Source organism: Methanocaldococcus sp. (genome assembly GCF_024490875.1).
In the GTDB taxonomy this organism is placed as follows: domain Archaea; phylum AGJL01; class Methanococci; order Methanococcales; family Methanocaldococcaceae; genus Methanocaldococcus.
Genome location: NZ_JACCLX010000007.1, coordinates 1 through 17683, shown reverse-complemented (window position 1 = coordinate 17683; position 17683 = coordinate 1). Strand labels below are relative to the sequence as shown.

20 protein-coding genes are annotated in these 17683 nt (G+C 28.6%); 10 read left to right on the top strand and 10 right to left on the bottom strand.

Annotation, left to right across the window (positions count from 1 at the left end; genetic code table 11):
• The first annotated feature begins 10 nt into the window (after nt 1-10).
• Nucleotides 11-280 (top strand): heavy metal-binding domain-containing protein, encoded by a 270-nt coding sequence (locus HZY31_RS01135; protein WP_297317652.1) that lies wholly within the window; start codon nt 11-13, stop codon nt 278-280.
• A 14-nt stretch (nt 281-294) separates the two neighbouring features.
• Nucleotides 295-1119, top strand: coding sequence for a tungsten-dependent formylmethanofuran dehydrogenase subunit FwdC (gene fwdC, locus HZY31_RS01130; protein WP_297317651.1), 825 nt, complete (start codon nt 295-297; stop codon nt 1117-1119).
• 5 nt (nt 1120-1124) lie between these two features.
• On the opposite strand, the gene pyrG is transcribed toward fwdC, so the two are convergent.
• The 4 genes from pyrG to HZY31_RS01110 form a co-directional block, all read right to left on the bottom strand.
• Entirely contained in the window at nt 1125-2735 is a 1611-nt protein-coding gene (gene pyrG / locus HZY31_RS01125; RefSeq protein ID WP_297317650.1) for a glutamine hydrolyzing CTP synthase, read from the bottom strand.
• Nucleotides 2736-2759: 24 nt separating this feature from the next.
• Nucleotides 2760-3884, bottom strand: a complete 1125-nt coding sequence (gene aroC / locus HZY31_RS01120; protein ID WP_297317649.1) for a chorismate synthase — start codon at nt 3882-3884, stop codon at nt 2760-2762.
• 140 nt (nt 3885-4024) lie between these two features.
• Nucleotides 4025-5305 carry a proteasome-activating nucleotidase gene (locus HZY31_RS01115; RefSeq protein ID WP_297317648.1) on the bottom strand — a complete coding sequence of 427 codons (1281 nt, stop codon included), beginning with the start codon at nt 5303-5305 and terminating at the stop codon, nt 4025-4027.
• Between the two features lie 139 nt (nt 5306-5444).
• Nucleotides 5445-6062, bottom strand: a complete 618-nt coding sequence (locus tag HZY31_RS01110) for a ThiF family adenylyltransferase (protein WP_297317647.1) — start codon at nt 6060-6062, stop codon at nt 5445-5447.
• 104 nt (nt 6063-6166) lie between these two features.
• Between HZY31_RS01110 and HZY31_RS01105 the strand changes: the two genes are divergently transcribed.
• Complete coding sequence (locus HZY31_RS01105) at nt 6167-7384, top strand: hypothetical protein (protein ID WP_297317646.1); 1218 nt, start codon at nt 6167-6169, stop codon at nt 7382-7384.
• A gap of 14 nt (nt 7385-7398) precedes the next feature.
• On the opposite strand, the gene HZY31_RS01100 is transcribed toward HZY31_RS01105, so the two are convergent.
• The 4 genes from HZY31_RS01100 to HZY31_RS01085 form a co-directional block, all read right to left on the bottom strand.
• Nucleotides 7399-7866 (bottom strand): C2H2-type zinc finger protein, encoded by a 468-nt coding sequence (locus HZY31_RS01100; RefSeq protein WP_297317645.1) that lies wholly within the window; start codon nt 7864-7866, stop codon nt 7399-7401.
• A 99-nt stretch (nt 7867-7965) separates the two neighbouring features.
• On the bottom strand, nt 7966-8415 hold the full coding sequence (locus HZY31_RS01095) for a protein-tyrosine phosphatase family protein (protein WP_297317644.1): 450 nt from the start codon (nt 8413-8415) through the stop codon (nt 7966-7968).
• A 22-nt stretch (nt 8416-8437) separates the two neighbouring features.
• Nucleotides 8438-8752, bottom strand: coding sequence for a hypothetical protein (locus HZY31_RS01090; RefSeq protein WP_297317643.1), 315 nt, complete (start codon nt 8750-8752; stop codon nt 8438-8440).
• A complete protein-coding gene (locus tag HZY31_RS01085; protein ID WP_297317642.1) occupies nt 8745-8975 on the bottom strand; it encodes a hypothetical protein in 231 nt (76 codons plus the stop codon). Before HZY31_RS01085 ends, HZY31_RS01090 begins: the two co-directional genes overlap by 8 nt.
• Before the next feature lie 84 nt (nt 8976-9059).
• On the opposite strand from HZY31_RS01085, the gene HZY31_RS01080 reads away from it, so the two are divergent.
• The 7 genes from HZY31_RS01080 to HZY31_RS01050 all read left to right on the top strand — a co-directional run bounded on the left by HZY31_RS01080 (nt 9060) and on the right by HZY31_RS01050 (nt 16674).
• A complete protein-coding gene (locus HZY31_RS01080; RefSeq protein ID WP_297317641.1) occupies nt 9060-9746 on the top strand; it encodes a fibrillarin-like rRNA/tRNA 2'-O-methyltransferase in 687 nt (228 codons plus the stop codon).
• 28 nt (nt 9747-9774) lie between these two features.
• Entirely contained in the window at nt 9775-10356 is a 582-nt protein-coding gene (gene hisB / locus HZY31_RS01075) for an imidazoleglycerol-phosphate dehydratase HisB (RefSeq protein WP_297317640.1), read from the top strand.
• A 1445-nt stretch (nt 10357-11801) separates the two neighbouring features.
• A complete protein-coding gene (gene trxR / locus HZY31_RS01070) occupies nt 11802-12710 on the top strand; it encodes a F420-dependent thioredoxin reductase (RefSeq protein WP_297317639.1) in 909 nt (302 codons plus the stop codon).
• 60 nt (nt 12711-12770) lie between these two features.
• Nucleotides 12771-14060: an MBL fold metallo-hydrolase gene (locus tag HZY31_RS01065; RefSeq protein WP_297317638.1), complete on the top strand. Its 1290-nt coding sequence runs from the start codon at nt 12771-12773 to the stop codon at nt 14058-14060.
• Between the two features lie 68 nt (nt 14061-14128).
• Nucleotides 14129-14914, top strand: coding sequence for an RlmF-related methyltransferase (locus HZY31_RS01060; protein WP_297317637.1), 786 nt, complete (start codon nt 14129-14131; stop codon nt 14912-14914).
• 10 nt (nt 14915-14924) lie between these two features.
• Nucleotides 14925-15716 (top strand): isopentenyl phosphate kinase, encoded by a 792-nt coding sequence (locus HZY31_RS01055; RefSeq protein WP_297317636.1) that lies wholly within the window; start codon nt 14925-14927, stop codon nt 15714-15716.
• A 19-nt stretch (nt 15717-15735) separates the two neighbouring features.
• Entirely contained in the window at nt 15736-16674 is a 939-nt protein-coding gene (locus tag HZY31_RS01050; RefSeq protein ID WP_297317635.1) for a PLP-dependent aminotransferase family protein, read from the top strand.
• Here the strand turns inward: HZY31_RS01050 and HZY31_RS01045 are convergent.
• On the bottom strand, nt 16671-17015 hold the full coding sequence (locus HZY31_RS01045) for a roadblock/LC7 domain-containing protein (RefSeq protein ID WP_297317634.1): 345 nt from the start codon (nt 17013-17015) through the stop codon (nt 16671-16673). The genes HZY31_RS01050 and HZY31_RS01045 overlap by 4 nt on opposite strands.
• 182 nt (nt 17016-17197) lie before the next feature.
• A partial coding sequence (locus tag HZY31_RS01040; protein ID WP_297317633.1) for a 5,10-methenyltetrahydromethanopterin hydrogenase family protein occupies nt 17198-17683 on the bottom strand: 486 nt, incomplete at its 5' end.

Here is a 17683-nt window from a genome sequence, read left to right as displayed (position 1 = left end):
AGGGATTTTAATGATAACATCGACAACAGACCATTTAGAAGGTTTTAAAATTGTAAAATATTTAGGTGTTGTAATAGGATATGGAGATGATCCAGAAGATGCCTTAGATGATTTAATAGATGTATCTAAAGAATTAGGAGCTAATGCAATCATAGGGATAAGAATTTCTAATGAAATTATGACAGAAATCGCATGTGATAAAAATTATTCTATTCCTGAATTAACATACTATGCATATGGAACTGCTGTTATTGTCGAACCAAAAGATAATGAAAAATAAAAATTGGTGATGTTATGAAAGAGTTAATACTAACTCTACAAAAGGAGGATATAATTGTTCCGGTAGAGATGGACAAAGTATTGCCAGAAGTTATTGAAAAGATGAGTTTAGATGAAATAAAAAATATTGAGTTAATACAAGGTAGAAAAAAAGTTAAAGTTGGCGATATTTTTGATGTTGAATTAAATGATATTGAAGGAGAGCCAAGAATTATTATAAAGAATTCAAATCAAAAATTAAAATATATTGGCTCAAAGATGAGTAGAGGGGAGATAATTGTTGAAGGAGATGTAGGAATGTATGTTGGCGCTGAAATGAAAGGAGGAAAAATTATTGTAAATGGAAATGCTGACAGTTGGGCTGGGCAGAATATGAAAGGAGGAAAGTTACTAATTAAAGGAAATGCAAGAGATTACGTTGGTTCATCTTATAGGGGAGATTGGAGAGGGATGAGTGGAGGAAAAATTATTGTAGAAGGTAATGCTGGAGATGAAATTGGAGAGTTTATGAAAAATGGAGTTATTCATATAAAAGGAAATGTAGGTATAATGGCAGGAATTCACCAGAATGGGGGAATAATATATATTGATGGAAATGTAGATGTTAGAGTAGGAGGTGAAATGAAAGCAGGAGCTATAGTAGTTTATGGAAAGGTTGAGGATGTTTTACCCTCATTTAAGTTTGAAGGAATAGTAGAAAATCCAATAATCAAATTACGTAAAAAAGATGAAGGAGTTCCAATAGAAGGAACATTCTACAAATTTACAGGAGACTATGTAAATAGAAAACCAAAAGGGCAATTGTATATTTCAGTAGATAGCAACCCAGATTTAATTTAAAATTTTTAAATTTTTTCACCCAATGCCGCTCTAACTAAACCATCAAACAAAGGATGTGGCTTATTTGGTCTTGATTTAAATTCTGGATGTGCCTGAGTTGCTACAAAGTATCTATTTTTATCAATCTCTATGAACTCTGCCAATCTACCATCAGGAGATTTTCCAGAAATTGTTAAGCCATAATTTTCCAATATTTCATGATATTCAGGATTTACCTCATATCTATGTCTATGTCTCTCATAAACTTTGATCTTTTTATATAATCTATGAACTAATGTTCCCTCTTTTAGTATTGCCGGATATGCCCCTAATCTCATAGTCCCTCCTTTTGCGTCAATCTCTTTTTGTTCTGGCAACAAATCTACAACAGGATATTTTGTATTTTCATCAAACTCCGTTGAATTAGCCCCCTCTAAGCCACATACATTTCTTGCAAACTCTATAACAGCACACTGCATACCCATACAAATGCCTAAAAATGGAATGTCATTTTCTCTTGCATATTTTATTGCATTTATTTTTCCTTCAACTCCCCTATCTCCAAATCCTCCGGGAACTAAAATTCCATCTAATTGATTATTTTCTCTATATTTATCTAAAATTTCTTCAAATTCTTCACACTCCAATCTTTCTGAATGTATCCAATTTATATTAACTCTTGTGTCATTCTTAGCCCCAGCGTGAATTAAAGCCTCATTTATACTTAGATAGGCATCTTTTAACTCAACATACTTACCTACCACTGCTATAACAACCTCATTTAATGGATTTATTACTCTATCAACGAATTTTCTCCAATCTTCTAAATTTGGCTCTCTATCTGGAAGATTTAATTTTTTAGTGACTAATTTTCCTAAACCTTCCTTTTCTAAGTTAAGTGGAACTTCATATATGGTTTTTGCATCTCTTGCTTCAATAACTGCCTCTCTATCTACATCACAAAATAGGGATAATTTTTCCTTGATTTTACTACTTATTGGATATTCAGTTCTGCAAATTAATATATCAGGTTGAATTCCAATACTTCTTAACTCTTTAACGCTATGCTGTGTTGGCTTTGTTTTTAACTCACCAGCCGCTTTTATGTATGGCAAAAGAGAGACATGAATGTATAAAACATTTTCTTTGCCAACATCTTTTTTAAACTGTCTAATAGCCTCTAAGAATGGTAAACTCTCAATATCTCCAACAGTTCCTCCAATCTCAACAATTGTAATGTCATAATTTTCTCCAAGTTTTTTAATCCAATCTTTTATTTCGTTAGTTATGTGAGGAATAACTTGAACAGTTTTTCCCAAATACTCTCCTCTTCTTTCTTTTGTCAAAACGCTCCAATATATCTTTCCTGTTGTTATATTATTATGTTTAGTTAAATTCTCATCAATAAACCTCTCATAATGTCCTAAATCTAAATCTGTCTCTCCACCATCTTCTGTAACAAATACTTCCCCATGCTCATAGGGAGACATCGTTCCAGCGTCAATTTGTAAATAAGGATCTACCTTAACCATATTTACCTTAAAACCTCTTGCTTTTAACAATCTGCCCAAAGAAGCCGCTGTAATTCCTTTCCCTAATGATGATATAACTCCTCCTGTAATAAATATAAACTTCATCTTTTCACCATACAAAAAATATAATTATAAACTACACGGATGAATAAAACCTCCTTTAATCATTAAATCAGCTAAGGTTATTGCTACAATAGATTCTGCAACTGGGATAATTCTTGGAACTATAATTGGATCATGTCTCCCTTTAATTTCAATTTCAGTATTTTCTAATGTTTTTAAATTTATAGTACTTTGCTTTTTACCTATTGAAGGCGTTGGTTTTACAGCAATCCTTATAACAATTGGAGTTCCACAACTAATTCCTCCCAAAATTCCTCCACAGTTGTTAGTTCTAAATCTTATATTTTTGTCTTCATCAAAATACATTTCATCATTCATCTCACTTCCATACAATTCAGTTGATTCAAAACCTCTTCCAATCTCTACACCTTTAACTGCATTTATACTCATTAAACCTCTTGCCAATTCTCCATTTAACTTATTAAATATTGGATTTCCAACTCCAACAGGAACATTTACTACTATTATTTCTACAACTCCACCAACACTGTCTTTATTTTTCATGGCGTTTAACACATACTCTTCCATCTCTTTTTCATTCATTGAAGGACATCTTAAAGGATTACTTTCAATTTTTTCTATCAAACTTTCAAGAGATTTTTCATCTTCAAATATATCAGGATTTTTGTAATAATTAAAATCTCCTTTTATTTTTCCAATTTTTATTGTATAACCAACGATTTTTATGTTATATGTGTAAGAAAGTAATTTTTTTGCAATTGCTCCACCAATAACATGCCCTACTGTTACTCTTCCACTGGCTCTACCTCCTCCTCTATAATCATAATTTTTATATTTTAATTTATAGGTTAAATCTGCGTGTCCAGGTCTTGGAGTGTCCTTTATCAATGAATAATCTTTTGGTCTTGCATTTTTATTATAGACAATTGCACATATTGGCGTTCCAGTAGTTTTTCCCTCAAAAATACCTGATAATACATTTACAATATCATCTTCCTTTCTTGGAGTCGAGAATATACTACTTCCTGGCTTTCTCCTATTAAGCTCTTTTTGAATATCTTCTTCAGATAATGGTAAATTTGCAGGACAGCCATCAACAACTGCCCCAACAGCCTTTCCGTGACTCTCGCCAAAAACTGTAACTCTAAACATATCCCCATAGGTGTTCATTTAAAATCACCAAAATTTTAATAATCTTATTTTATATTAAAGTAAAATAAAAATCTTCTCATAAAAATTAAAATATAACTAAAATAGTTAAAATATTTCAAAATAAAAATTAAAATTTTCAAAAATAAAAAAGTTTAATTTTATCTGTAAAGAACTGATAGATGTTTTGGTTCTTCTTTAACTTTACCTCTTTTCTTTTCCATAATTCTTTCAACTGCTTTTTTGAAGTCCTCCATAGTTACATAATCTCTAAGTTCCCTTATAGCATTCATTCCTGCCTCTGTACAGATTGCCTTTAAATCAGCCCCTACACATCCTTCTGTCATTTTTGCTATTTTTTCTAAATTAACATCTTTAGCTAAATTCATTCTTCTTGTATGTATTTTCAATATCTCTAACCTACCTTTTTCATCTGGTGGTGGAACTTCAATAATTCTATCAAATCTTCCTGGTCTCAATATTGCTGGATCTAAAATATCTAATCTGTTTGTAGCTCCTATTATCTTAACATCTCCTCTTGTATCAAAACCATCCATCTCTGCCAATAACTGCATTAAAGTTCTTTGGACTTCTCTATCTCCTCCAGTTAAAGCATCAGTTCTCTTTGCGGCAATAGCGTCAATTTCATCAATGAATATTATTGACGGTGCCTTCTCTTTTGCTAATTTGAATATATCTTTAACTAATGAAGCACCTTCTCCAATAAACTTTTTAACCAATTCTGAACCAACAACTCTTATAAATGTTGCATTGGTTTCTGTTGCAACAGCCTTAGCCAATAATGTCTTACCAGTTCCTGGTGGTCCATAAAGTAAAACTCCTTTTGGTGGTTCAATTCCTACTTTTTCAAATAATTCTGGATGTTTCATTGGAAGTTCTACAACCTCCCTAACTTCTTGTATTTGTTTATCTAAACCTCCAATATCTTCATACCTAACATTAGGTCTTTCATCGACTTCCATAGCCCTTGCTCTATAATCTTTATTTTCTGGAAGAACATCAACAACAGTCAATGTTTGCTGATTTAGACATACTCTTTTTCCTGGAGTGATATCGTCTGGATTTACAAAGTGTGAAATATTAACTAAAAAACTTGGACCTGTTGAACTTTTAACAATTACTTTCCTCTCTCCAACTTTATCAACTACTGTCCCTACAATTAATGGAGGAACTCTCATTCTGTCTAATTCTCTTCTTAAAATTTCATTTTCTTTCATTAATTGTAAATTTTCTCTTTCAAGTTCTTTTTTTTCTAATTCTAATTTTAAAATTTTACTCTCTAATTCTGCAATAGTTGCTTTATCTTTTAGATCATTATTAATTATATTGTTACTTAAAGTTTCTTTTTTAGTTTTTTCTTCTTTAAATTCTTCAAAAGATTTTTTTTCTTTATTTAATCCTAAAAATTCTTCAAAAACCATAATCATCACCAAGTGAAATAATAATCATTACACGGTATAATTGTATTGTTAATTATTTAAATAATGTTTGGTAATAATTTATTACTATCTTATTATATTTATACCTTTGGGTTAATGAATTATATTATTATTTATATTATTATTTAGAATAATATTTTTTCCACAGTATTCTTAAACATTCAATAACCATCCTTTTGGCAATTTCATCTAATGTATAAGGAGTTATTGGCTCAAAATCTTTGATAAACTTTTCAGTTCCTACTACAATATGCCCATCTTCATTTAAATTTAAAAACTTTGCTGGACCCTTTGCATACTTAGCATCACAAACCTTTACTTTTTCATCAATGCCAAATACTCCATTAGTTCCTATCGTTTTAATACCTTTACTTTTGCAGTATTCTATAATAGCCTTTGTTGTTGGAATAGTGTCACCACCAGCGATACATATAATTGCAACATCTCCTCTAATTAAGTTTAAATTTTTTTCATTTATATTTACTTTGTAAGATTCTACTCTATCTTTAAAAAATCTTTTTATAAAATCTACTTTATACTCACCAACATTTCCTCCTAATTTTCTATGAATAATATCGTTTTTCTCTATCTTAGCGCTGTCAAAAACATAAACTTTCTCTACTCCACCCCTATGCACTTCCAATAAATCAAATATAACTCTAACTCCTAATCTACCACAACCTATAACTGAAACCTCTCCCTTAGGAATTAACATCCTCTCTAAATCTTCAACATTCATAAGTATCTCCTATTCAAAAATATTTTATAACTAAACTTTTATATTGATAACTCTTTATTATAAAAATATTCTTAAAAAATTATGACATTTATGGGGGGATTACTTTGATATATGTAGCATTTACTCCTTATGGTGCGTTTGGAGTTAAAGATAACAAGGAAGTTAATAATTTAGATGACATTGAATATAAAAAATTATTTGATGAGAAAGAAATTCCAGAAATACTGTTTTTATTAAGAACTAATCCAAATAAAATGGCAGATGAGTTAAAAGAAGAGTGGAATGAGGAAGTAAAGTTAGAAATTTTAAGTATTGAGCCATTCAAAATTGGAGAGTATTTGAGAAATAATTTATTTGAAATTGGTAAGGAGTTTGAATACTTTAAAGATTATGAGGATTTTAAAAATAAAATGCACTATTGGAATACAGAACTAACAAAAAAACTTATAAAAAGTTATACTCAACAGAAAGATAAAATAATTATTCAAGTTGCTGAGGCAATATCTGATTTAGATAAAACTTTAAATTTACTTTCAGAAAGATTAAGGGAGTGGTATTCCTTATACTTCCCAGAGTTGGACCACTTAGTTAGTAAGCACGAGGTTTATGCCTATTTAGTAGCAAAGTTAAAAAAGAGAGAGAACTTTACAAAGAGCCAATTAAAAAAGATACTACCATCAAAGTTGGCTGAAAAAATTGCTGAGGCGGCAAAAAATTCAATGGGTGGAGAGTTAGAAGATTACGATTTAGATGTAATAGGTAAATTTACCGAGGAAATTAATCATCTATATGAAAAGAGAAAAGAACTTTATGAATACTTAGAGAAATTGATGAGTGAAGAATGTCCAAATATTACAAAACTCGCTGGCGTTTCTTTGGGGGCAAAATTAATAGGACTGGCAGGAGGTTTGGAAAAGTTATCTAAGATGCCCGCCTCAACTATACAAGTTTTAGGTGCTGAAAAGGCGTTGTTTGCACATTTGAGAAATAAAGCAACTCCACCAAAGCATGGAATTATATTTAATCATCCTTTAATTAAAGGTTCTCCTCCATGGCAGAGAGGTAAGATAGCAAGGGCTTTGGCATGTAAGTTGGCAATAGCGGCAAGAGGAGATTATATTGGAGATTATATTGCAGATGAATTGTTAGAGAAATTAAATAAGAGAGTTGAAGAAATAAAGAGAAAGTATCCTAAACCAAAGAAGAAAAAAGTTAAAGAAAAGAAAAAAGATAAAAAAGATAAGAGTAAAAAGAAACCTAAAAAGAAAGACAAAAAGAGAAAAAAAGAGAGGAAAATTATAGGTAAGACGAGAGGTAAGTAATTTGTCTAATTACTTTACTCATTTTTATTTTCTTCTAATGGGATGACACTAACAATATGTCCTTTATGCAGTATAATTCTTTCTGGTGGTTTATCGAATCCTTTAGGTATATAATCGCTATTCAAAACCATTATTGTATATCTATCCTTTGCCTTAACTAAACCTTTTATAGTAGTCCCATCTTCTAATATAATCATACATGTCTTTTTATGAGCAAATAAATATATATAATCTTTGTATTCTATTATTTCAGTATTTTGTTTTTGTTTCTTTTGTGGTTTTTTCTTTGCCTGTTGTTTTTTCTTCTGTTGCTGTTTTTTGTTCATTTTCTCAACCTCCTTTTTTAATTCATCCTGATGCTTACTTTTTATATGCTTTACCACTACCTTCTTATCTACATTTTTATAGTCGCAATATGGACATTTATAAAAAATTCCCTCTTTTGGTATCTCTAACTTTTGCAATACTTTTTCTATATCCATTCTTATCAACTCTCTAAAAATTTTCTTCTAACAACATATTAAAAGTAATGGTTTATATAATATATAGGTTCATCTCTCATTGGAGGAATTTTAAAATAATTAATGTTTTTTTCTTATGCTTAAATAATATTCTACAAACTTCTCTTGTTCCTCAGTTTCAACAGCACACTTACAGTAATGTTCTCTAACATACTTTATTGGATTCTCAATACCATTTAATCCAGCCCAAACAGATAATACAGTCCCAGTTCTTCCATGTCCTCCAATACATGAAACTACGACCTCTTTTTTCTTAGAAACATGATATTTTATGAAATCAACGATTAAATCCATATCTTCAACAGTAGGGATTCCATAGTCTTCAATAGGTATATATAATGTTGGAGTTCTTATTGGATATTTTATAATTTCACTCCACATCCTTAACCACAATTCATCTAATATGACAAACCCTCCTATTTTATCCAATAAGTGAAATGGAAAGTTTGGAAAACTGACAGGTCTTAAACCAAAAATACTCACTTCTCCATTATGCTTACACTTTCCCATTTTTATTCACACCTATTTTATATTATTTTTTAGGTAAAAAATTTTTTATAATATCTTCAACATCTTTATTTAAATAAATATTTTTTGACGTTGATAGTTTTTGAATAATCTGTGGTTTTAACTTTCTTTTTAAAATAATAAAGTTATCTTTTTTGGAGTAGCCTTCAAATTCATCCCATTTTACGAATACATTTTTGAAACCTATTCCCTCTTTGCAAATATAAACATCTATTTCTATATTTAGATTTTTCCAGAAAATAATTAATAATAAGATTATTATAGTTTCAAAAGATATTTCTACAATTAATTTATAAATGTTTATATTTGAATTATACATAAAAATATTTAATAAAACTACCAAATAATATTAAGATTCCTATCAAAATTGGGAAAAATTTTTTATCATACTTTGCTTTATCTCCATAAATTAGATAGAGATAATTCATTTTTATCTTTTTAATCACATCATTATAGGTTTTATCTTTTGAATACTTTGTTATTCTATAAATTACTAAACTATCTATAAGAATCATAAAAACAAATAATAATAAGAAATCCATATTTTCCCTCATTTTAACAAATAACTTAATATATTAAATAATAATAGATTATTTTAAGATATAATTTTTACTGTGGTGAATAAAATGGACATTAAGATAAAAGAAATCTTTGAAAATGTTTATGAAATTGATTTAGGAGATGGTGTAAAAAGGATAGGAACAAAATCAATTGTTAAAGGAAAAAAAGTTTATGATGAAAAAATTGTAAAAGTTGATGATGAAGAATATAGAATTTGGAATCCTCATAAGAGTAAGTTAGGTGCAGCAATAATTAAAGGCTTAAAAGTCATGCCTATAAAGAGAAATTCAAAGGTTTTATACTTAGGGGCATCTGCTGGAACAACTCCTTCTCATGTCTCTGACATTGCAGATAGAGGAATAATTTACGCTGTTGAGTATGCTCCAAGAATTATGAGAGAATTTTTAGATTCATGTAAAGATAGAATAAACTTAATTCCAATTTTAGGAGATGCAAATAAGCCACAGGAGTATTCAAATATCGTTGAGAAAGTTGATGTCATCTATGAGGATGTTGCTCAACCAAACCAAGCAGAGATTTTAATAAAAAATGCTAAATGGTTTTTAAAGAAGGGAGGATATGGAATGATAGCAATAAAAGCCAGAAGTATAGATGTTACAAAAGACCCTAAGGAAATATTTAAAGAACAAAAAGAAATTTTAGAAAGTAATGGATTTAAAATAGTCGATGAAGTAGATATAGAGCCATTTGAAAAAGATCACATAATGTTTGTAGGTAAGTGGTTAGGATAAATCAATTTTTAAATTATATGGTGAAAGTATGAGAGTTTTTGAAGTTATGAGAGAGACAAAGGAGACAAATGTATATTTGAAAATAAACATTGATGGTGTAGGAAAATACAAAATAGACACTGGAATTCCTTTTTTTGATCATCTACTTTCAGCATTTGCTAAGCATGGATGCTTTGACTTAATTGTTAAGGCAAGAGGAGATTTAGATGTAGATGACCATCACACAGTTGAAGATGTTGGAATTTGCTTAGGTTTGGCTTTAAATCAAATTGAAAAGAAAAATATTTTCAGATTCGGATGGGCAATAATTCCTATGGATGATGCAAGGGCGATGGTTTCTATTGATTTAAGTGGTAGAAGTTACTGCGTGGGAAGTTACAAACCAGAAAGAGAAAAAATTGGAGATTTATCATTAGAGAATATAAATCACTTCTTTGAGTCAGTTGCAAGTTATGGAATGCTAAATATACACTATGAAGTTATTGGAAAAAATGAGCATCACAAAGTTGAAGCATTATTTAAGGCTTTTGGTGTTGCCTTAGATTTAGCCACCAAGTTTGATGAGAGAAAGGGAATGATAAGTACCAAGGGAGAAGTTAAACTGCCATAATTGTTGATAATACTATTTTTATAAATTTTCATAATAAATCATATTCAGCAAGAAAATTTCCCGGGGTTCGATAATATTAAATCGTAAAAAATTTTAAATTTTTATTATAGTAATATTATGATTTTAAGATTTTTCATATTAGTATAATATTTTTTAGATATTTATATGATTTAGTAATATTCAGATAGAGATTTTCCCGGGATTCGATATTACTCTTAAAAAGTATATAAATATAAAAATTTATGAGTTTAATAGGAAATAAAGGATATTTTGCCTTTCTTTTATACCTAAAAATTATAACCATATCGGAAGATTTAAATTTATGAAGTATGTTCGTAATATTACTCTTATAGATTTTCATATAAGCATATTATCCACACTCGGGACTTGATAATATCAAATCGTAAAAAATAGAAAATTTTTATTATAACAATATTACAATTTTGAAATTTCTCATATTACCATAATATTTTTTTGATATTTTTCATATTTTATAATATTCAGATCAAGATTTTCCCGAGGGTCAGTATTACTCTTAAAAAAGATGTAAATATATAAATCTATAAATATTTTATATTATTAAAAAAATAAAGAATTTAAATGCTTTTGTCCCCTTTGGGGCATGATTTTATACCCATAGGGCTCCGCCCTATTGGGATACCCCCGATGCATTGCTTCTTTTAAGAAGCAATGCCTCTTTTTGCCTTTCCCCTTTGGGGCCTGATTTTAAACGGGGAACTTATGGCAAAACATACAATTGATTATGATGTTTCCATCCCCTTTGGGGCTTGATTTTAAACAACTTTATTTATATCGATATTTTTAAATTCAATAATGAGTTTCCATCCCCTTTGGGGCTTGATTTTAAACTATTATATCAATTGAAACAGATTACGTTTGCAGGTAGTTTCCATCCCCTTTGGGGCTTGATTTTAAACCAAATTAAAGCGATAGAGGAAGCAATCGAGGAAAAAAGTTTCCATCCCCTTTGGGGCTTGATTTTAAACAGGACACAATTTGAAGAGATAAACTTTTAAAATTACTTTATTATTCTCCTTTATATAGGGGTTATAGTTCGGAGGGTCAATTACCCCTGTTATTTATATACCTCCGAACTTTTATTTATACTTTTCTATTCTTATTTATTTACTTAAAAATCCTTAAAATTTTTATTATTAATTTATTTATCGGGGAAAATTGAAAATAGAAACAATTAAATAAAATCTCCAAAAAATCTTAATAATTTAATAAAATTAAATATTAAAATTAATCAAAACAGGCGACCCTTCGAAATTTGATAAAATTCCTTAAAATTAAAAAATAATAAATTAAACTCCTCTAAATTAAAAAATAAAAATTTTTAGCGAGGGAAGACAAATTATAAAAAAGAGAAATTATAGAGATAATATTGATTAAATATATTATAAAATTAGTATAGGGGTAATATGATATACGACACAATAATTATAGGAGCTGGTCCAGGAGGTTTAACAGCAGGAATATACGCAATGAGAGGTAAGTTAAATGCTATATGTATAGAAAAAGAAAATGCAGGAGGCAGAATTGCAGAGGCGGGGATTGTTGAGAATTATCCTGGATTTGAAGAAATTAGAGGATTTGAATTGGCAGAAAAATTTAAAAATCACGCTGAAAAGTTTAAACTACCTATAATATATGACGAAGTTATTAAAATAGAAATTAAAGAAAAACCCTTCAAAGTTATTACAAAAAATTCAACATATGAAACTAAAACTATCGTTATAGCCACAGGAACAAGACCTAAAAAGTTAGGTTTAAATGAGGATAAGTTTATTGGTAAGGGTGTTAGTTATTGCACTATGTGTGATGCCTTTTTTTATTTAAATAAGGAGGTAATTGTTATTGGAAGAGATACTCCAGCAATAATGAGTGCTATAAATTTAAAAGACATTGCCAAAAAAGTTACTGTAATTACTGATAAATCAGAGTTAAAGGCTGCTGAGCCTATAATGTTAGATAAACTTAAAGAGGCAAAAAATATTGAAATAATATACAATGCAAAACCTTTAGAAATTATTGGAAATGAAAAGGCAGAGGGTGTAAAAATATTAGTCAATGAAAAAGAAGAGATTATAAAGGCTGATGGGATATTTATAAGTTTAGGGCACATTCCAAATACTGAATTTTTAAAAGATAGTGGAATAGAATTAAATAAAAAAGGATTTATTATAACAGATAAGAATTGCAAAACGAATATAGAAGGAATTTATGCCGTAGGAGATGTTAGAGGAGGAGTTATGCAAGTAGCTAAGGCTGTTGGAGATGGATGTGTTGCTATGGCAAATATTATTAAATATTTGCAAAGCTTAAAGTAATTTTATCTTTTCTAACTTTTTTATAGAATTAAAAAAGAAATTATTAGAGGTTGGGTAACTATGAAAATTATTTTTAGGGGTGCAGCATTAGAGGTTGGTAGAAGTTGTATTGAAATAAAAACCGATAAAAGTAAAATATTATTAGATTGCGGAGTTAAACTTGGAAAAACTATTGAATACCCAATATTAGATGAATCTATAAGAGATGTTGATAAAGTTTTTGTCTCTCATGCTCACTTGGATCATTCTGGGGCTTTGCCAATACTATTTCACAAAAAAATAGATGTTCCAGTAGTAACAACAGAATTAACAAAAAAATTAATTAAAATTTTGTTAAAGGATATGGTTAAAATTGCTGAATTTGAAAATAAAAAAATTTTATTTAATAATCATGATGTGAAGGAAACTATAAGACATACAATTCCTTTAAATTACAAAGATAAAAAATACTATAAAGATTTTTCATACGAATTTTTTAATGCTGGACATATTCCTGGGAGTGCCTCAATTTTGTTAGAGTATGAGGAGAAAAATAAAACTATACTTTATACTGGAGATACAAAGTTAAGAAATACAAGATTAACAAAAGGGGCTGATTTGAGTTATATAAAAGATGATATTGATATTTTAATTATAGAATCAACCTATGGAAATAGTATCCATCCAAATAGGAAGGCTGTTGAGTTGTCATTTATAGAAAAAATTAAGGAAATATTATTTAAAGGAGGAATTGCCTTAATTCCAGTATTTGCTGTTGATAGGGCTCAAGAGATTTTATTAATATTGAATGACTATAATATTGATGCTCCTATTTACTTAGATGGAATGGCGGTTGATGTAACCAAATTGATGCTTAAATATAAAGAACTATTAAATGAAGGGTATAAATTGGAAGAATGTTTAAAAAATGTTAAATTAATTGAAAAGCCAGAAGATAGAGTTAAAGCAATTGAAAATCTATCAAAAAATGGGGGAATTGTTGTAACAACTGCTGGAATGTTAGATGGAGGACCAATACTATATTATTTAAAATTATTCATGCATGATCCAAGGAATGCTCTATTATTAACAGGTTATCAGGTTAGAGATTCTAATGGTAGACATTTAATTGAAACTGGAAAAATATATATTGGAGAAAATGAGGTTAAACCAAACTTAGAGGTTTGTTTATATAACTTCTCATGCCACGCTGGAATGGATGAACTACATGAAATAATTAAAAAGGTAAATCCAGAGTTGTTAATTATACAGCATGGAGAGGAAACTCAGGCAACAGTATTAAGAAACTGGGCTTTGGAGCATGGATTTGATGCAATAGTTCCAAAATTAGGAGAGAAGATAAGATTATAGTATTAAATTATTTTTTAGATTTTATTTTTGTCTTAAATTTTTAAAATTTAAAAATACTTGGTGTGGATATGTTAGGACTTAAAATTGAGACAGCATTAAAATACAATGAAAATTTAAAAAAATATGTCTATAAAAAAGGGGATAAACTTAGGATAGATTTTAAAAATAAAGATGCTTTAATAGAATACAATAAAACTATTTTAAAGGTTTTATTTAATTTAGATGAGGACTTTCATAAAAATGGTTTAGTTCCTACACCAATAAACAGATATTACTTTGTAAAATCTACTTTTGAAACATTATATAGATTGGGAATAAAAAAACCTAAAGTTTTAGAGATAGGAACAGGACATTCAGCAATAATTTCTCTATTAATAAAAAAGTTTTACGATGCTGATGTATATGCTACAGAAGTTGATGAAGAATTTTTAAAATTTGCTAAAAGAAACATTGAAAAAAATAAATTAGATATAAAACTTATAAATTCTAAGGGAAAAATTATTGATGGAATAGAAGAAATTAAAGGTAAAAAATTTGATTTAATTATATCCTATCCTCCATTTTATTCAAAAAATTCTGTAAGTAGTGGAAGAAAATTTGGAGGAGCTAAGGCAAAGAGCGTTGAATTGATAGGTAGAGGTAAGTATGGAGAGGAATTTTCATTTAGAATAATTGAAGAAGGTATTAATTTTTTAAATAAAAAAGGAGTAATTTCTTTAATGATGCCAAAAAAACCTGAGAAAAGGAGAGAGTTAATAATTGAAAAAATGAAAAATATTAACTTAGATGTGGAAGTTGATGAAATAAAAACAGGAAATAGATTAAGATATGTAATTAAAGGAATAAAAGAGTAAAGGGGATAGAATGTTAATTATACTAAAATTGGGAGGAAGTATTTTATCAAATAAAAATATTCCTTACTCAGTTAATTGGGATAATCTTGATAGAATTTCGAGAGAAATAAAAAATGCCTTAGATTATTACAAAAGCCAAAATAAAGATATAAAGTTAATATTAGTCCATGGTGGTGGCTCTTTTGGGCATCCTGTTGCTAAAAAATACTTAAAAAATGAGAATGACAAAAAAACATTTGTAAATATGGAAAAAGGTTTCTGGGAAATTCAAAGGGCTATGAGAAGATTTAACAATATAATTATAGACACTTTACAGAGTTATGACATTCCAGCAGTTTCTATACAGCCATCTTCATTTGTCGTCTTTGGAGAAAAATTGATTTTTGACACTTCGGCAATAAGGGAGATGATTAAAAGAGATTTAATTCCAGTAGTTCATGGAGATATAGTAGTTGATGACAATAATAACTATAAAATTCTATCTGGCGATGATATAGTTCCGTATTTATCTAAGGAGTTAAAAACTGATGTAATACTCTACGCTACTGATGTTGATGGAGTATTGATAAATAACAAACCTATAAAAAGGATTGACAAAAATAACATTTCTAAAATCTTAGAATATTTAAAGGAATCTAATAAAATAGATGTTACTGGTGGAATGAGATACAAAATAGAAACAATTATGAAAAATAAATGTAAGGGTATTATATTTAATGGAAATAAAATAAATAATATTTATAAATCTTTGTTGGGCATAGTGGAAGGAGGAACTGAAATAGATTTTAGAAGCAAAATATAACATTTATTGGTGAAGTAAAGTGATACTAAGGCATAGACGACCAAATTTATATGGATTAGTGAAAAAAGAAGGAAATAAAGAAGAAGTTGAGGAAATTATAAATAAACTTTTATATAATGACTATAAAATAATATTTTTACCCTCTGGAAGTTCAGCAGTATTTTTATCACTGTGGATATCTAAATATTATAGTGACGAAATTTTAATTCCAGATATGGGAGGATGGAATGGATTTTTAAAATTTCCAAAAATTTTAGATATTAAAACCAAACAACTAAAAACAAATTTAGGAATTATAGATATAAAAAATTTAGAAGAAGTAAATAATAAATCATCAATAATTTTAACATCTTTATCAGGTTATTTAGCCCCACAACCATTGAAAGACATAAAAAAAATATGTGAAGAAAAAGAAATCCTATTTATTGAAGATATATCTGGCAAAATTGGAGGAGATTGTGGCTATGGAGATATAATTGTATGTTCAACTGGTAGTCCAAAAATCTTGAACTGTGAGTATGGGGGATTTTTAGGAATAAGTTATGAAGTTGGGGAAAAATTAGAGGATATTTTAAATAGAATTAAATTAATCTATAGAACATATAAAACTATAAACTATTTTGGTCTTTTAAAAGAAGAATTATTAAATGCTAAAAAAACATATAAAAAGTATGTTGAAGTTAATAAGATAATTAAGAAAAATATTAAAAATGCTTATTTTAAGGATTTAGAAGGAATCTCTACATTTATTGAATGTGATAACCCAAAAACTATTTCTAAGAAAATTAACAGTCTAATAAAATTAGACAATAGAAAGTCAATAACAACTATATGCCCAAATTATGATAGAATTTTAAAAAAAGGAATTGTTTTTGAAACAAAGAAAATTGAAATTTCAGAGTTAAACAGTGAAACTATAAATGAAATTCTTAATATATTAATTTCTATTTTAGATTAAATCATTGCCTTTATCTTTTCAGCGGCTCTTTTCATGTTAATTCTAATTAAACCTAAATTAACTTTTGCATCTGTTAAAACGACTAAAATCCCTTCTCCTGTATCAATCATCAATATTTTTCCATGCTCTCCTTCAACCATTGCCTGCTCTAAATTACCCATCCCTATTTCTGATACAGTTCTTTCAGAAGCCCCAAATGCCGCAGAAGCCATAGCCCCTACAAGTTCAGCATCGATATTTCCTGGCAATTGTGAGGCAATGACTAAACCATCCTTTCCTACTACCATTGAACCTTTAATTCCTTCTGTCTTATTTAGTTCTACTAATACCCTATCTATCATATTTTCACCTAAATTATAAAGTACCTCACCACAATTATATCATTGTTTTACTATATAAAATTTTTTAAAGTTTTAAATATCATTTCTGAATATGATTTAAGATAGTGTAGATTACAAATTTTGAATTAAATAGTTTATAACTTCTTCTATATTAGTTTTTCCTTATTATCCTTAATATTTATTTATCTGAATTCTTTAAATAATCTTAATCTACTTCTTTTTATAGCCCCCTCAGATGCCTTTTCACCCAATAATGTTCTTAATTCTTGGACTAATGCTTGGGTGGCTACCAAGGTTATAGGTTTTAATTCTACTTTTTCACTTTCTTTTATTAATGACTCATTAATATTTCTTCTAAGGATTTCTAAACATATATCTATATCTTTTTGCTCTTCTAATAACTTCATAGATATGACACTATTGACAACTAATTCTGGATCTATTATTTTTAATAATCCTGGAACGCCTAAAATTTCAATTATTGATCCTAAACTCTCTAAAGACCTAACAATTTGCATTTCAATCATTTTTTTAGGAGCTTTAATAACTCTTGTACCTATACTATAATAATCTAAAATACCAGCCAATGCAATAGCAGTAACCAACACACCCATATCAGCGACTACTGGAACTACATCTGCAGGAGCTACATAAGGTTTTTTATTAAC

What these genes read in the sequence shown, in the direction of transcription:
- HZY31_RS01135 (WP_297317652.1), top strand. Translation starts at nt 11, where the DNA reads ATGATAACATCGACAACAGACCATTTAGAAGGTTTTAAAATTGTAAAA.
- fwdC (WP_297317651.1), top strand. Translation starts at nt 295, where the DNA reads ATGAAAGAGTTAATACTAACTCTACAAAAGGAGGATATAATTGTTCCG.
- pyrG (WP_297317650.1), bottom strand. Translation starts at nt 2,735, where the DNA reads ATGAAGTTTATATTTATTACAGGAGGAGTTATATCATCATTAGGGAAA.
- aroC (WP_297317649.1), bottom strand. Translation starts at nt 3,884, where the DNA reads ATGAACACCTATGGGGATATGTTTAGAGTTACAGTTTTTGGCGAGAGT.
- HZY31_RS01115 (WP_297317648.1), bottom strand. Translation starts at nt 5,305, where the DNA reads ATGGTTTTTGAAGAATTTTTAGGATTAAATAAAGAAAAAAAATCTTTT.
- HZY31_RS01110 (WP_297317647.1), bottom strand. Translation starts at nt 6,062, where the DNA reads ATGAATGTTGAAGATTTAGAGAGGATGTTAATTCCTAAGGGAGAGGTT.
- HZY31_RS01100 (WP_297317645.1), bottom strand. Translation starts at nt 7,866, where the DNA reads ATGGATATAGAAAAAGTATTGCAAAAGTTAGAGATACCAAAAGAGGGA.
- HZY31_RS01095 (WP_297317644.1), bottom strand. Translation starts at nt 8,415, where the DNA reads ATGGGAAAGTGTAAGCATAATGGAGAAGTGAGTATTTTTGGTTTAAGA.
- HZY31_RS01090 (WP_297317643.1), bottom strand. Translation starts at nt 8,752, where the DNA reads ATGTATAATTCAAATATAAACATTTATAAATTAATTGTAGAAATATCT.
- HZY31_RS01085 (WP_297317642.1), bottom strand. Translation starts at nt 8,975, where the DNA reads ATGGATTTCTTATTATTATTTGTTTTTATGATTCTTATAGATAGTTTA.
- HZY31_RS01080 (WP_297317641.1), top strand. Translation starts at nt 9,060, where the DNA reads ATGGACATTAAGATAAAAGAAATCTTTGAAAATGTTTATGAAATTGAT.
- hisB (WP_297317640.1), top strand. Translation starts at nt 9,775, where the DNA reads ATGAGAGTTTTTGAAGTTATGAGAGAGACAAAGGAGACAAATGTATAT.
- trxR (WP_297317639.1), top strand. Translation starts at nt 11,802, where the DNA reads ATGATATACGACACAATAATTATAGGAGCTGGTCCAGGAGGTTTAACA.
- HZY31_RS01065 (WP_297317638.1), top strand. Translation starts at nt 12,771, where the DNA reads ATGAAAATTATTTTTAGGGGTGCAGCATTAGAGGTTGGTAGAAGTTGT.
- HZY31_RS01060 (WP_297317637.1), top strand. Translation starts at nt 14,129, where the DNA reads ATGTTAGGACTTAAAATTGAGACAGCATTAAAATACAATGAAAATTTA.
- HZY31_RS01055 (WP_297317636.1), top strand. Translation starts at nt 14,925, where the DNA reads ATGTTAATTATACTAAAATTGGGAGGAAGTATTTTATCAAATAAAAAT.
- HZY31_RS01045 (WP_297317634.1), bottom strand. Translation starts at nt 17,015, where the DNA reads ATGATAGATAGGGTATTAGTAGAACTAAATAAGACAGAAGGAATTAAA.